General features: G+C 69.4%; 10 protein-coding genes. 2 read left to right on the forward strand and 8 right to left on the reverse strand.

Annotation, left to right across the window (positions count from 1 at the left end):
- The first annotated feature begins 221 nt into the window (after positions 1-221).
- Complete coding sequence (locus ACSNOK_RS22815) at positions 222-1,007, forward strand: helix-turn-helix domain-containing protein (RefSeq protein WP_436782613.1); 786 nt, start codon at positions 222-224, stop codon at positions 1,005-1,007.
- A 55-nt stretch (positions 1,008-1,062) separates the two neighbouring features.
- Here the strand turns inward: ACSNOK_RS22815 and ACSNOK_RS22820 are convergent, their stop codons facing one another.
- From ACSNOK_RS22820 to ACSNOK_RS22855, 8 genes are all read right to left on the reverse strand, one after another.
- Entirely contained in the window at positions 1,063-1,335 is a 273-nt protein-coding gene (locus ACSNOK_RS22820) for a hypothetical protein (RefSeq protein ID WP_436782614.1), read from the reverse strand.
- A 329-nt stretch (positions 1,336-1,664) separates the two neighbouring features.
- Positions 1,665-2,837: an ABC transporter ATP-binding protein gene (locus ACSNOK_RS22825; protein ID WP_436782615.1), complete on the reverse strand. Its 1,173-nt coding sequence runs from the start codon at positions 2,835-2,837 to the stop codon at positions 1,665-1,667.
- Positions 2,830-3,891 (reverse strand): ABC transporter ATP-binding protein, encoded by a 1,062-nt coding sequence (locus ACSNOK_RS22830; protein WP_436782616.1) that lies wholly within the window; start codon positions 3,889-3,891, stop codon positions 2,830-2,832. Before ACSNOK_RS22830 ends, ACSNOK_RS22825 begins: the two co-directional genes overlap by 8 nt.
- A gap of 11 nt (positions 3,892-3,902) precedes the next feature.
- Positions 3,903-4,880: an ABC transporter permease gene (locus ACSNOK_RS22835; protein ID WP_436782617.1), complete on the reverse strand. Its 978-nt coding sequence runs from the start codon at positions 4,878-4,880 to the stop codon at positions 3,903-3,905.
- Positions 4,873-5,799, reverse strand: a complete 927-nt coding sequence (locus ACSNOK_RS22840; RefSeq protein WP_436782618.1) for an ABC transporter permease — start codon at positions 5,797-5,799, stop codon at positions 4,873-4,875. Before ACSNOK_RS22840 ends, ACSNOK_RS22835 begins: the two co-directional genes overlap by 8 nt.
- A gap of 127 nt (positions 5,800-5,926) precedes the next feature.
- A complete protein-coding gene (locus tag ACSNOK_RS22845) occupies positions 5,927-7,564 on the reverse strand; it encodes a peptide ABC transporter substrate-binding protein (protein WP_436782619.1) in 1,638 nt (545 codons plus the stop codon).
- A gap of 463 nt (positions 7,565-8,027) precedes the next feature.
- Positions 8,028-9,932, reverse strand: a complete 1,905-nt coding sequence (typA, locus tag ACSNOK_RS22850) for a translational GTPase TypA (RefSeq protein ID WP_436782620.1) — start codon at positions 9,930-9,932, stop codon at positions 8,028-8,030.
- 236 nt (positions 9,933-10,168) lie between these two features.
- Positions 10,169-12,259: an ABC transporter substrate-binding protein gene (locus tag ACSNOK_RS22855; protein ID WP_436782621.1), complete on the reverse strand. Its 2,091-nt coding sequence runs from the start codon at positions 12,257-12,259 to the stop codon at positions 10,169-10,171.
- A gap of 359 nt (positions 12,260-12,618) precedes the next feature.
- Between ACSNOK_RS22855 and ACSNOK_RS22860 the strand changes: the two genes are divergently transcribed.
- Entirely contained in the window at positions 12,619-12,894 is a 276-nt protein-coding gene (locus ACSNOK_RS22860; RefSeq protein ID WP_436782622.1) for a hypothetical protein, read from the forward strand.
- Positions 12,895-12,935 lie beyond the last annotated feature (41 nt).

Raw genomic sequence — 12,935 nt, forward strand, 5'->3', positions numbered from 1 at the left:
TGTGTATAAGAGACAGCCCTCCGCGGTTTCCTCTCCCTCCCGATCGCCCTCGGAGCCTGAACGGCCCCTTCCGACCGAGGCGACCGCCGAATTCCGGAACTACTCCACCCCCGCCAACGCTCCTCAACTAGCCTTCCCCTAGGGGTTACTCGTGTGACGCGAAGGGACGGGCGTGCATGGAGATAGTGAACGGATTCTGGCGAAGCCGAGCCGGCGCACCCGTGACGAGCGCCCCTCACCCCGCTCTCTCCGCCTTCGTTCTGGGCTACCTGGGTTTCGACGAACGAGTGGGCGCGCCGGTCCGACGTAAGGTCGTCGCCACCGTCGCGCCCGCCGTCCTCATCGACTTGGCACCCGTCGGCCGCTACGCCGCCGGCACCGCCTTCCGGGCCCCCACCCTGGACGGCATGGTCTGCGGCCTCGTCGACGCCCCCGTCGACATGGAACTGGGCGGCCACCACTTCGGGGTCGTCATCTCCCTCACCCCGCCGGGCGCCGCCGCCCTGCTGGACGTCCCGATGCACGAGCTCGCCAACACCCGGCACCCGCTGAGCACGCTCATGGGCCCCGCGCGCCTGCGCCGGATCACCCACCGCCTGGCCGCCGCCGACGACTGGCCCACCCGGTTCGGCATACTCGACGAACTGCTCCTCGGGTACGTCACCCGACGCCGCGAGCCCCCGAGGATCGCGGTGTCGGCCTGGCGCCACCTCCGGGCATCGGCCGGAGGCGTCCCCGTCCGCCACCTCGCCGAGTCCACGGGCGTCAGCAGACGCCGGCTGGAGCAGGTGTTCCGGGAGCACGTCGGCTGCACACCGAAGACGGCGGCCCGGATCCTACGGTTCCGCAAGGCGCTCATGCTGATCACCAACGGCACACCGGGCGGCGACAGCCTCGCTGTTGTCGCCGCCCAGTGCGGTTACTCCGACCACGCGCACCTCTCACGCGAGGTACGCGCGCTCGCCGGAGCCGCCCCGGCGTCTTTGCGCCGACGGCTCGGCGACTGACCCCCGGGAGCTACGCCCGCATGCGGCCCCACGACGCATCGGGCGGGCTTCCCCCTCAGGCGTGGTCAGCCCAGATGTAGAGCTTCCAGACCTTCAGACGCCTCTCCTCTTCGCACCTGAATTGGTAACCGGACGACCTCCCCGATATCCGGCACTTCTCGTAAGTGGCGTAGTTGCCCGCGAACTGCCACTCCCCCGGCAGGACGGAGGCCGCCGAATCGGACGCGCTCGCCGACGGCTGGGCGGTCGCGGCCGAAGCCGTCGTGGCCATCCCGCCGCCGAACAGCAGCGCGGCGGTGATTCCTACGGCCGATACGGTTCTTCCCAAGTGCGGCACACTGACTCCTTTTGGAATGGGTACCTTGACTTCTGGTGGAAGAGCATCGAGGGCAATCCCTCAAGGAGGCGAGGCTTTCACAGAGGGCCCTGCCAAGGATCCCGATGGCCCTGAAAGGCCCCAAAACCCCGGAAGGACCCGAGAGGGACTCGCCTCCGCGTCACGACCGCGACGTTACAGCAGCGGCCGGGCGGAAGACTTGAAGAAATGCGCACCGCCGAAGGGACATGCGAAACCGCTGCCATGACAAGGAATTCGCCCCGGCCTCGCCCGTGTACGGGGCGGGGCCGGGGCGAATTCCCGGTGCGAGCGACGAGCGGCTACGCCGCTCCCACCACCTGCTTCTCCTCCGCGAAGTGGCAGGCCGACTCGTGCGCGGCGAGGGTGTCCTTGCCTGCGAAGACCTCCGGCACCGCCAGCAGCGGCACCTCCTCGGCGCACTTGTCCTGCGCCTTCCAGCAGCGGGTGCGGAAGCGGCAGCCGGACGGCGGGTTGGCCGGCGACGGAACGTCACCGGTCAGGATGATCCGCTCCCGGCCGGCGCGCGCCTCCGGGTCCGGCACCGGCACGGCCGACAGCAGCGCCTGGGTGTAGGGGTGCGTGGGGTGGTCGTAGATCTGCGTGTCGGTGCCGATCTCGGCCATCTTCCCCAGGTACATCACGCCGACCCGGTCGGAAATGTGCCGGACGATCGACAGGTCGTGGGCGATGAAGATGTAGGAGAGGTTGAACTCGTCCTGCAGCTTCTCCATCAGGTTGATGACCTGCGCCTGCACCGAGACGTCCAGCGCCGAGACGGGCTCGTCGCAGATGATGATCTCCGGGTTGAGCGCCAGCCCGCGGGCGATGCCGATGCGCTGCCGCTGGCCGCCCGAGAACTGGTGCGGATAGCGGGTGATGTACTCCGGGTTGAGGCCGACGACGTCCAGCAGTTCCTGGACCTTCTTGCGCCGGTCGCCCTTGGGCGCCACCTCGGGGTGGATGTCGAAGGGCTCGCCGATGATGTCGCCGACGGTCATCCGGGGGTTGAGCGAGGTGTACGGGTCCTGGAACACCATCTGGATGTTGCGCCGGACCGCCTTCAGCGCCCGGCCCGACAGCTTGGTGATGTCCTGGCCCTTGTAGAAGACCTCGCCCGCGGTGGCCCGCTCCAGCGTCATCAGCAGCTTGGCGACCGTGGACTTGCCACAGCCGGACTCGCCGACGATGCCCAGCGTCTCACCCTGGTAGAGGTCGAAGGAGACCCCGTCCACCGCCTTGACCGCGCCGACCTGCTTCTTGAACAGCACGCCCTGGGTCAGCGGGAAGTGCTTGACCAGGTTGCGCACCTGCAGGATCGGCTCGCCGCGCTCGACGGGGGCGTCGAGGACGGCCTCCACCTCGGCGGTCGTGCTCGCGTCGATCACCTGTACCTCGGAGACGTTGGGCGTCTTCTCCACGGCCGCTTCCTTCCCGGCGGACGTCCCGCCGGACTTCTTGCCGGTCTCAGCCATGGATCGTCTCCTTCCAGAAGTGGCAGGCGCTCCCGCGGCCGTCGAGCTCCACGCCGTCCGCTTCGGAGACCCGGTGCAGCGCCGGGATCTCGGAGCGGCAGATGTCCTGCGCCTTCGGGCAGCGCGGGTTGAACGCGCAACCGGTGGGGATCTTCAGCAGGTTGGGCGGCAGACCCTTGATCGCATAGAGCTCCTGGCCCTTCTGGTCCAGGCGCGGGATCGAGTCCAGCAGGCCCCTGGTGTACGGGTGGGCCGGGCGCTTGTAGAGCTCGTGCACCGGGGCGGTCTCGACGATCCGGCCGGCGTACATCACCGCGATCTTGTCCGCGACATCGGCGACGACACCCAGGTCGTGGGTGATGAGGATGAGGCCCATGTTGAACTCGCGCTGGAGCTCGGCCAGCAGGTCCATCACCTGCGCCTGGACGGTCACGTCCAGCGCCGTCGTCGGCTCGTCCGCGATGATCAGGTCCGGCTCCAGGGCCAGCGCCATCGCGATCATGATGCGCTGCCGCATACCGCCCGAGAACTGGTGCGGGTAGTCCCCGACCCGGTCCTTGGCCGCCGGGATCCGCACCCGGTCCATCAGCTCGATGGCCTTGGCCTTGGCGTCCTTCTTGGACGCGCCCTGGTGGACCCGGAACATCTCGCCGAGCTGGTAGCCCACGCTGAGCACCGGGTTGAGCGCCGACAGGGCGTCCTGGAAGATCATGGCGATCTTCGCGCCGCGGATCTTCCGGCGCTCGTCGCCGGGCATCTTCAGCATGTCCTTGCCGCGGTAGAGGATCTCCCCCTTGGGAATGCGCCCCGGCGGCATGTCGAGGATGCCCATGATGGCCTGCGCCGTCACGGACTTGCCGGAGCCCGACTCGCCCAGCACGGCCAGCGTCTCCCCGGACGAGACCGAGTAGTTGACGCCGTTGACGGCCTTGGCCACGCCGTCCCGGGTGTGGAACTCGACGTGCAGGTCGCGGACTTCGAGCAACGGAGCGCCGCCGTCGTCCCCGCCGCGGGACTTGGGGACGTCCGCGGTCTTCTCGGTGGTGGTGGTCACGTACGCCTCCCTCAGCGCAGCTTGGGGTCGAGGGCGTCGCGCACCGCGTCGCCGAGCATGATGAACGCCAGCACGGTGACGCTGAGGAAACCGGCCGGGAACAGCAGGACGTGGAGGGCGTTGCGGATCTGCTCCGAACCGGCGTTGATGTCGCCGCCCCACGAGATGCCGTCCTGGATGCCGATGCCCAGGTAGGACAGGGTCGCCTCCAGCGAGATGTACATGCCGAGGGCGATGGTGGCCACGACGATCACCGGCGCGATGGAGTTGGGCAGGATGTGCCGGAACAGGATCCGGCCGTTGCCCGCCCCGAGGGCCCGGGCGGCCTGTACGTAGTCCGCCTGCTTGCAGGTGATCACGGCGCCGCGCATGACACGGGCGATCTGCGTCCAGCCGAGGGCGCCGATGGCGACGGCGACGGTCCACGCGGTCCGGCCGGTGAACGCCTGGAGGATGACCAGGGAGCCCAGCAGGATCGGCACGCCGGAGAAGATGTCGGTGCAGCGGGAGAGGACCGCGTCCAGCCAGCCGCCGTAGTAGCCGGCGATCATGCCCACCAGGCCGCCGAGCACGGTCACGAGGAGCGTGGTGACGACGCCGACGATGATCGAGGCGCGGGCTCCGTAGATGACACGCGCGTAGATGCTGTGCCCCTGGGAGTCGTAGCCGAACCAGTCCTCCTCGAAGACGTTGCCCCAGTGGGGCCCCTGGAGGTAGTGCGACAGGTCTCCGGGGTCCGGGTCGGCGTCGGTGAACCAGCCCGGGAAGAGGGAGATCAGCAGCAGCAGGAAGATGATGACCGAGGACACGATGAAGACCGGCCGGCGGCGCAGGTCCCGCCAGGCGTTCGCCCAGAGGCTGTTGGAGCGCTCCTTGCCGGGCTTCGGCTCGGGCGCGTCGACGGCGAGCGCCGGGCTCCCGGTGTCGGGGTCCGGTGCGGACGCGATCACCGAGGCCAGGCCGGGGGAGGTGTCATTCTGCTCAGGCATAGCGGATCCTCGGGTCCAGAACGGCGTAGAGGAGGTCGACCAAGAGGCTCGCCACCAGGTAGACCACGACCAGGAAGGTCACGCAGCCCACCACCAGCGGTCCGTCACCGCCGGTGATGCCCTTGTAGAGCATGTTGCCGATGCCCTTGACGTTGAAGATGCCCTCCGTGACGATCGCGCCGCCCATCAGCGCGCCGAGGTCGGTACCGAGGAACGTGACCACCGGGATGAGAGAGTTGCGCATCAGGTGCACGCCGATCACCCGCCGGCGCGGCAGGCCCTTGGCGGTGGCGGTGCGGATGTAGTCCGCGCGGACGTTCTCCACCACACTGGTCCGGGTGAGCCGGGAGACGTACGCCAGCGACACCGAACCCAGCACGACGGCGGGCAGGATGAGCTGGGACACGTCGTTCGAGTCGGTGACCACGGGGTCGACGATGCCCCACTTGGTACCGATGTAGACCTGGGCCAGATAACCGATCACGAAGATCGGAATGGAGATCACCAGCAGGGTGAGCAGCAGGACCACCTGGTCCACGATCTTGCCCCGCTTGAGACCGGTGAGCAGGCCCAGCGCGATGCCGATGACGGCCTCGAAACCGAAGGCCACCAGCGCGAGCTTCACGGTGACCGGAATGGCCTCGCCGAGCATGTCCGAGACCTGGCGCTGGCTGAAGCTGAGGCCGAAGTCGCCCTGGAACAGGTTGGTCAGGTAGTTCCAGTACTGCTCAAGCAGGGGCTTGTCGAGTCCGTACTGGTGCTTGAGCCGGGCCACGGTGGCCGGGTCCGCGGCCTTGTCGCCGAAGAGTGCCTTGATCGGGTCGCCCGGAAGGGCGTACACGGCAAGGAAGATGATCAGAGTGGTGCCGATGAACACCGGGATCATCTGGAGCAGGCGTCGAAGAATATAACGCCCCATCGTGCCTCCCAACGGTCGCTGCGACGGCGGCCGGAGACCCCCGGGGGGCCTCCGGCCGCTCGACGTGCGACCGGTTCAACCGTCCGCGGACTTCACTGGCCGCGAGGACGGAACGCCGGTGTGTGACTTACTTCTTGACCTCGACATCGGTCCAGACCGGGTCGCCGATCCAGTCGTACACGACGTTGCTCACGTTCTTGGAGTAGCCGCCGTTCTCCTTGTAGTTCCACAGCGGGATCTGCGGCATGTCCTTGAGGAGGATCTCCTCGGCCTTCTTGTAGAGCTTGGCCGACTCCTCCGGCGTCTTGGCCTTGTCCGCCTCGTCGGTCAGCTTGTCGAACTCCGGGTTGCTGTAACCGGAGTCGTTGGAGGCGGCACCGGTGTGGTAGACGTCCGCCAGGTAGCTCGCGATGTGCGGGTAGTCCGCCTGCCAGCCGGTGCGGAACATCTGGTGGACCGGGAGCTTCTTGCCGGTGATCAGGTCACGGGAGGTCTTCTGGTCGGGCTTGGGGTCGCCCTGGCACGGAACACCGGTGTTTTTGGTGATGGAGTTGCAGACCGCGTCCACCCACGCCTTGTGACCGAGGTCGGCGTTGTAGATGAGGGTGAGCTTGCCGCCCGGGACGCCGCCACCCTCCTCGATGAGCTTCTTGGCCTTCTCCGGGTCGAAGTGCAGCACCTCGGGGTCCTGGGCCTTGTCGTAGCCGAGGATGCCCGGGTTGAGGAAGCCGTTGGCGGGCTCGCGGGAGCCCTGGAGGACCGTCTTGCCGATGGCGGCGCGGTCGATGGCCATGGAGATGCCCTGGCGGACCTTGGCCTTCTCCGGGGCCTGCCACTCCTTGTTGTACAGGGGGAAGCCGACCATCTGCAGCGTGGCCATCGGCTGGTCCACGGCGCGGTCGCCGAGGTCCGACTTGTACTTGGAGAGGCTGGCCGGCGGGATCTGGTCGATCACGTCGAGGCCGCCGGACTGGAGGTCGGCGTAGGCACCGTCGGCCTTCAGGTAGACCTTGAAGACGACGCCGTTGTTCTTCGGCTTGTCCTCACCCGCGTACTTGTCGTACTTCTTCAGCACGATCTGGTTGTTGTGGTCCCAGTTGTCGAACACGTAGGGGCCGTTGCCGATCGGCTTCTGGCCGAAGGCCTTCGGGTCCTTGAAGAACGCCTGGGGCACCGGCGACAGGGCCGGGTAACCCGTCTTGTACTTCCAGTGGGCCACCGGCCGGCTGAGCTCGATGGTGAACGTCTTGTCGTCCTTCACCACCAGGCCCGACATCTTGTCGGTCTTGGGGTCGCCCTTCTCCGGGTGGACGTCCTCGTAACCCTTGATCTCGGCGAACCAGGAGCTGTTGATCTGCGCGTTCTTGATGTTCGCGCTCCAGTTCCAGGAGTCGACGAACGACTTGGCCGTCACCGGCTCGCCGTTGTGGAACGTCCAGCCGCTCTTGAGCGTGACAGTGAAGTGCTGGGAGTCCGTGGTGTCGATCTTCTCGGCCACCGCCATCTTCAGCGACCCGTCCTTGGGGTCGTACTGCGTCAGACCGCGGAAGACGTTCTTGAGGATGCGGCCACCGCCGACCTCGTTGTTGCCGGCGGGCGTCAGCGGGTTCTGCGGCTCGCTGCCCTGGTAGCTGAACATCCCGGCGCCGACGCCGGAACCACCGCCGCTGCCGTTGTCGTCGTCCTTCGACGATCCGCACGCCGTGGCGGCCATCGCCACCACTATCGCACCCACGACCCACTTGGCACTCTTGGCACCACGCATGGGTATCCCTCCTCAGGAGTCCACTGTCACCAAAAGAGAGCCCGGTTCCCAGACGCTGACACCCCTGACAGCGGAAACAGGAACCGGAACCCCCGAGTGTGCTCGTGAGTCCCCGCGCTCCCCACAGCGCGTGACCCATTGACCCGAGCTAATGGACCCCACTATTGAGTACCGCCGCTCCTTAAACCACACTTACTGGGTCTCGCTTTGGTCACATCGATCACCGCCACATGCCCGAAATACGGACAAAGACGGCCCAGACAGACACGTACGAAACGGGCTGTTGACGCCACATCGGGAGGTGGGGGTCCGTTATCCGGACGGTCGCGCCTCCGCCGTGCGAACGCCGAGAGGCCCGGCACCCCCTCGACGGGGGTACCGGGCCTCTCGCGCCACCGGCGAACTGACGCCGGATCAGCCGGACCTGACGGATCCGACGACCCTGACGGCCGGCCGCGGGACGTCAGCGCTTGGCGCGCGACGCCGTACGGCCGCGCTCCTTCTGGTCCAGGACGACCTTGCGGATGCGGACCGCCTCCGGGGTCACCTCGACGCACTCGTCGTCGCGGCAGAACTCCAGGGACTGCTCCAGCGACAGCTTGCGCGGCGGGACGATCGCCTCGAAGGAGTCGGCGGAGGAGGAGCGCATGTTGGTGAGCTTCTTCTCCTTGGTGATGTTGACGTCCATGTCGTCGGCGCGCGAGTTCTCGCCGACGATCATGCCCTCGTACACCTCGGTGCCCGGGTCGACGAACAGCACGCCGCGCTCCTGGAGGTTCGTCATCGCGAAGGCGGTGACGGCGCCGGCGCGGTCGGCGACCAGGGAGCCGTTGTTACGGGTCTTCAGCTCGCCGAACCACGGCTCGTGGCCCTCGTGGATGGAGTGCGCGATACCGGTGCCGCGGGTGTTCGTGAGGAACTCCGTGCGGAAGCCGATCAGACCGCGGGACGGGACGACGAACTCCATGCGGACCCAACCGGAGCCGTGGTTCGACATGTTGTCCATCCGGCCCTTGCGGGTGCCCATGAGCTGCGTGACCGCGCCCATGTGCTCCTCGGGCACGTCGATGGTGATGCGCTCGACCGGCTCGTAGGTCTTGCCGTCGACCTGCTTGGTGACGACCTGCGGCTTGCCGATGGTCATCTCGAAGCCCTCGCGGCGCATCTGCTCCACCAGGATGGCCAGCGCCAGCTCACCGCGGCCCTGGACCTCCCAGGCGTCGGGGCGGTCGGTGTCCAGGACGCGGAGCGAGACGTTGCCGATCAGCTCGCGGTCCAGACGGTCCTTGACCTGACGGGCGGTGACCTTGCGGTCCTTGACGGCGGACTTGGCGTCCGCGCCCTTGCCCGTACCGCCGCGGCCGACCAGCGGCGAGGTGTTGGTGCCGATGGTCATGGAGATCGCCGGCTCGTCGACGGTGATCAGGGGCAGCGCGACCGGGTTCTCCGGGTCGGCCAGGGTCTCGCCGATCATGATGTCGGGGATACCGGCGACGGCGCAGATGTCACCGGGGCCGGCCACCTCGGCCGGCTTGCGGGTGAGGGCCTCGGTCATCATCAGCTCGGTGATGCGGACGTTGGAGACCGTGCCGTCACGCTTGATCCACGCGACCGTCTGGCCCTTGCGCAGCTCGCCCTGCTCGACGCGGAGCAGCGCGATACGGCCGAGGAAGTTGTCGGCGTCGAGGTTGGTGACGTGGGCCTGGAGCGGCGCGTTCTCCTCGTACACCGGGGCCGGGACGTGCTCCAGGATGGTGGAGAAGAACGGCTCCAGGTTGGTGCTGTCCGCCGGGACGGTGCCGTCCTCCGGCTTGGTCAGCGAGGCGATGCCGTCACGGCCGCAGGCGTAGACGATCGGGAACTCGATCTGGTCCTCGTCCGCGTCCAGGTCCAGGAAGAGGTCGTACGTCTCGTTGACGACCTCGTCGATGCGGGAGTCCGGACGGTCGGTCTTGTTGATGCACAGGATGACCGGCATCCGGGCCTGCAGGGCCTTGCGGAGCACGAAGCGGGTCTGCGGCAGCGGGCCCTCGGAGGCGTCCACCAGCAGCACGACCGCGTCGACCATCGACAGACCGCGCTCGACCTCGCCACCGAAGTCGGCGTGGCCGGGGGTGTCGATGATGTTGATGGTGATCGGGGCCCCGCCGTCCTTGGGGTGGTACTTCACCGCCGTGTTCTTGGCGAGGATCGTGATGCCCTTCTCACGCTCCAGGTCGTTCGAGTCCATGACGCGGTCGTCGACGGAGTCGAGCTGGTGGGCGGCGAAGGCGCCGGCCTGCTTGAGCATGGCGTCGACGATGGTCGTCTTGCCGTGGTCGACGTGGGCGACGATGGCGACGTTACGGATGTCATGGCGCGTGGGCATACTGCGGCGCTTCTCCCGGGATCGTGGATGCCCGCGCGTCCGGTCCGGTACGCGGGCCTGCCGGGCGATCGAGCCACGGCCTTTACTCCATGGTACGGGGAACTCCGACCGGAGGCCGCCCGGGGAGCGGTGCGGCCGCGTTGACCTGCGGGTTCCGTCCCCGGTTCCGCCCTTTCACCGGTTCCCGGGGTCCGGGGGCGCGGACCCGCCGGCGAGGGGGAGGGACCGGGGCACCCTCACCGCAGGAACCCCATGTCCTGATACCGCGGCGTGGCCAGCCCGAACGCGCCCACGTTCGCCAGGGCCCGCCGCGAGGCGACCAGCTCCGGCCGCTGGTACAGCGGAATGGAACCCGCCGCCGCCCAGATCCGCGCGTCGGCCCGCCGCACCAGGTCCCGCGACGCCTCCCCGTCCAGTTCCGTCGACGCCTGTTCGAAGAGCCGGTCGATCTGGTCGGTGCCGACCCGGCTGTAGTTCTGCTCCACCTGGAGCGATCCGTCCGCCGCCGGCCGCGGTTTGGCGAAGATGGGCCGGGCGTCGGTGGCGGGGAAGGCGCTGGCGGGCCAGGAGTAGAGGGCGAGGTCGAAGTCGCCGGAGGCGATGTGGTCGCGGAAGAAGCCCGCGTCGTCGACCGTGCGGAGCTCCGTGTGGATGCCGACGGCGTCGAGCTGCCGGGCGATCCGCTCCCCGACCTGGCGCAGCGGTTCCGCGCCCGTGCCCTTGGGGAGGACGAACCGGAGGGCCAGCCGCTTGCCGTCCTTGAACCGGACGGGCGCCGTCTTCGCCGCGCTGCCCTTGCCGCCCCCGGCGTCCCGGACGCTCTTGTCGTCCGTACCCTCGCCGCCGGTCCCGGTCCCGGCACCGTCGCCGGCCCCGCCCTCCTCCCCCACGTCCTCCGGCTCCGGCAGGTTCTCCGGCTTGTCGGCCGGCACCCCGGCCGCCGGTTCGGGTGCCGACCCGGGCGCCGGGGACCCCGGGAGCTGGCCGTCCGGCCCGGGCGCGCCGTGCGGTTCGGCCTTGTCGTCGGGCGCGTGCCGCTGTCCCGTCCCGTCGGCCCGCGCCGGTCCGCGGCCGGGAGCCTGGCCCCGGCCCTCCTTCCAGCCGGCGTCGGCGAGCAGGTCCCGGGCGGCGCCCGGGTCGGCGGGGCCGACGGCGTCGCTGTTGTCCTCGTAGCCGAGCTGCCCGGCGACGAGCACATGGCTGCCCAGCGGGTCGGCCGGCAGCCCGACCGCGCCGAGGACGTACCGGGCGAGGTCCTTGCGGTCGACGGCCCGGGCGACGGCCCGGCGCACCCGCTCGTCTGCCAGCGGGCCGGAGGTGCCGTTGAGGGCGAGCTGGGTCCAGACGGGTTCCAGTGCCCGGTGGACGACCAGGTCGCGCAGGCCCGCCGCCGCCTCGGGCTTGTTGGCGTCGTCGGCCTTCTTCGCCGGCGCGTTGGCCCGGGTGATCCGCTCGGCCGCCGCCGGAGTGACGTCGGCGAGGTCGATGCCGCCGTTGGCCAGCGCGTCGGCCCGTTCGGCGGGCGGCACCGCGCGGAGCACCAGCCGGTCCAGCTTGGCCCGGTCGCCCCACCAGCGCGGGTTGCGGACGAGCGTCAGCGTGCCCTGCCCGTCGTTGCGCTCGCCCACCTGGAACGGCCCGGCGGCGAACTTGAGCTCCTTGCGCATCGAGTCGTTGAAGGCGCTGCCGCTGCCCATCGCCGCCCGGGGGTACAGCGGGGTGAAGAGGGAGGGCCAGTCCACGTAGGGCTTCGCGAATGTGATCTTCACTTCGCGGTCGTCGGCGCCGCGTTCCACCGAGCCGATCCGGTCGTACCCGGCGTTGCCCGCCGACCAGAAGGAGCTGTCCTTGCCGCGCAGGGCCTTCCACTGGGCCTCGAAGTCGGCGGCGGTGATCGGCATGCCGTCGCTCCACACCGCGCCCGGGCGCAGCCGGTAGACGACGACCTGCCGGGGCTCGCGCGCCACCACCTCGGCGGAGAGCAGGTAGTCGGGGTTCCGCCGCGGGATGCCGCGGGCGTCCAGGGTGAAGAGGGCGGGCAGCACCGCGCCCGCCACCTGCCGGGTGGCCGCGTCGGCGTCGGCCTGGAAGGCGTTGTAGGTGGTGGGCAGCGCGTCGACGGCCCAGGTCAGCGTGCCCTTGTCGGCGATCTTCGCGCGTGGGGCGGCGGCCACGTCCTGGACTCCGGCGGGCGGCTCGGCGCTCTCCCCCGAGTCTCCGCAGCCGGCCAGGACGGGCAGCGGCAGGAGCGCGCCCGCGGCGAGCAGGGCGGCGGAACGGCGGCCGCGACGGGTGCGGGGCCGCTTGCTCGTCGAGAGGGGGAACATGGGCGACAACCTCCGCCGTACGGGGTCCGAATCCGGCCCGGTCGTTCAGTGGCCGTTCAGGGAGTTCGTTCAGTCGGTCCGATGAGCCGCCGACGGTCCGATGAGCCGCTGATCGGATCTACTGCCGACCACTGAAAGCGACGGCCCGCGCGAACGGGGCTCCGACACGGCGCCTCGCGGGCCCACGCCACCCGCCTGGACGAACGTTTGAGCAGCGGCAGGGCTCGCGAGGAATGCGCTCCCGCGAAGGTGCAATCGGGGCCGCTATCTTCCCCTGAAGGGGTGTGACGCGCGACACTCTCTGTCGCATCGCAGTCGCCACCCGCAACCGCTCCATCCGCGGAAGTGAGGGCAGATCCGTGTCCCTGAACGACGACCTGACAGCGGTTCAGCGCTGCCTCGGCGAACTCGACCGCACTCTCGGGCGGCTGGAACGCCGGCTCGGCGGCGACGGCCCGGAGCTGCGGCGGATGCGTTCCGACGCCGGCCACCTGCGCGAGAGCCTGTCGCTCCTGCGCGAGGCCCAGCCACCGGAGCGCCCCCGCCCGGCCATGGTGCAGATCCCCGACACCCCGTACGACCCCTCGCTGTGGCGGGGCGCCGACGAGGAGGGCATCGGCTCCCGCGCACCGTAGCCCCGCAGTACCGCCGGCGGCCCGGCTCCCCCTGCCGCCCG

The sequence above is a fragment of the Streptomyces sp. URMC 126 genome, assembly GCF_051386555.1.
GTDB lineage: Bacteria > Actinomycetota > Actinomycetes > Streptomycetales > Streptomycetaceae > Streptomyces.

What these genes read in the sequence shown, in the direction of transcription:
- ACSNOK_RS22840 (WP_436782618.1), bottom strand. Translation starts at nt 5,799, where the DNA reads ATGGGGCGTTATATTCTTCGACGCCTGCTCCAGATGATCCCGGTGTTC.
- ACSNOK_RS22855 (WP_436782621.1), bottom strand. Translation starts at nt 12,259, where the DNA reads ATGTTCCCCCTCTCGACGAGCAAGCGGCCCCGCACCCGTCGCGGCCGC.
- ACSNOK_RS22825 (WP_436782615.1), bottom strand. Translation starts at nt 2,837, where the DNA reads ATGGCTGAGACCGGCAAGAAGTCCGGCGGGACGTCCGCCGGGAAGGAA.
- ACSNOK_RS22845 (WP_436782619.1), bottom strand. Translation starts at nt 7,564, where the DNA reads ATGCGTGGTGCCAAGAGTGCCAAGTGGGTCGTGGGTGCGATAGTGGTG.
- typA (WP_436782620.1), bottom strand. Translation starts at nt 9,932, where the DNA reads ATGCCCACGCGCCATGACATCCGTAACGTCGCCATCGTCGCCCACGTC.
- ACSNOK_RS22835 (WP_436782617.1), bottom strand. Translation starts at nt 4,880, where the DNA reads ATGCCTGAGCAGAATGACACCTCCCCCGGCCTGGCCTCGGTGATCGCG.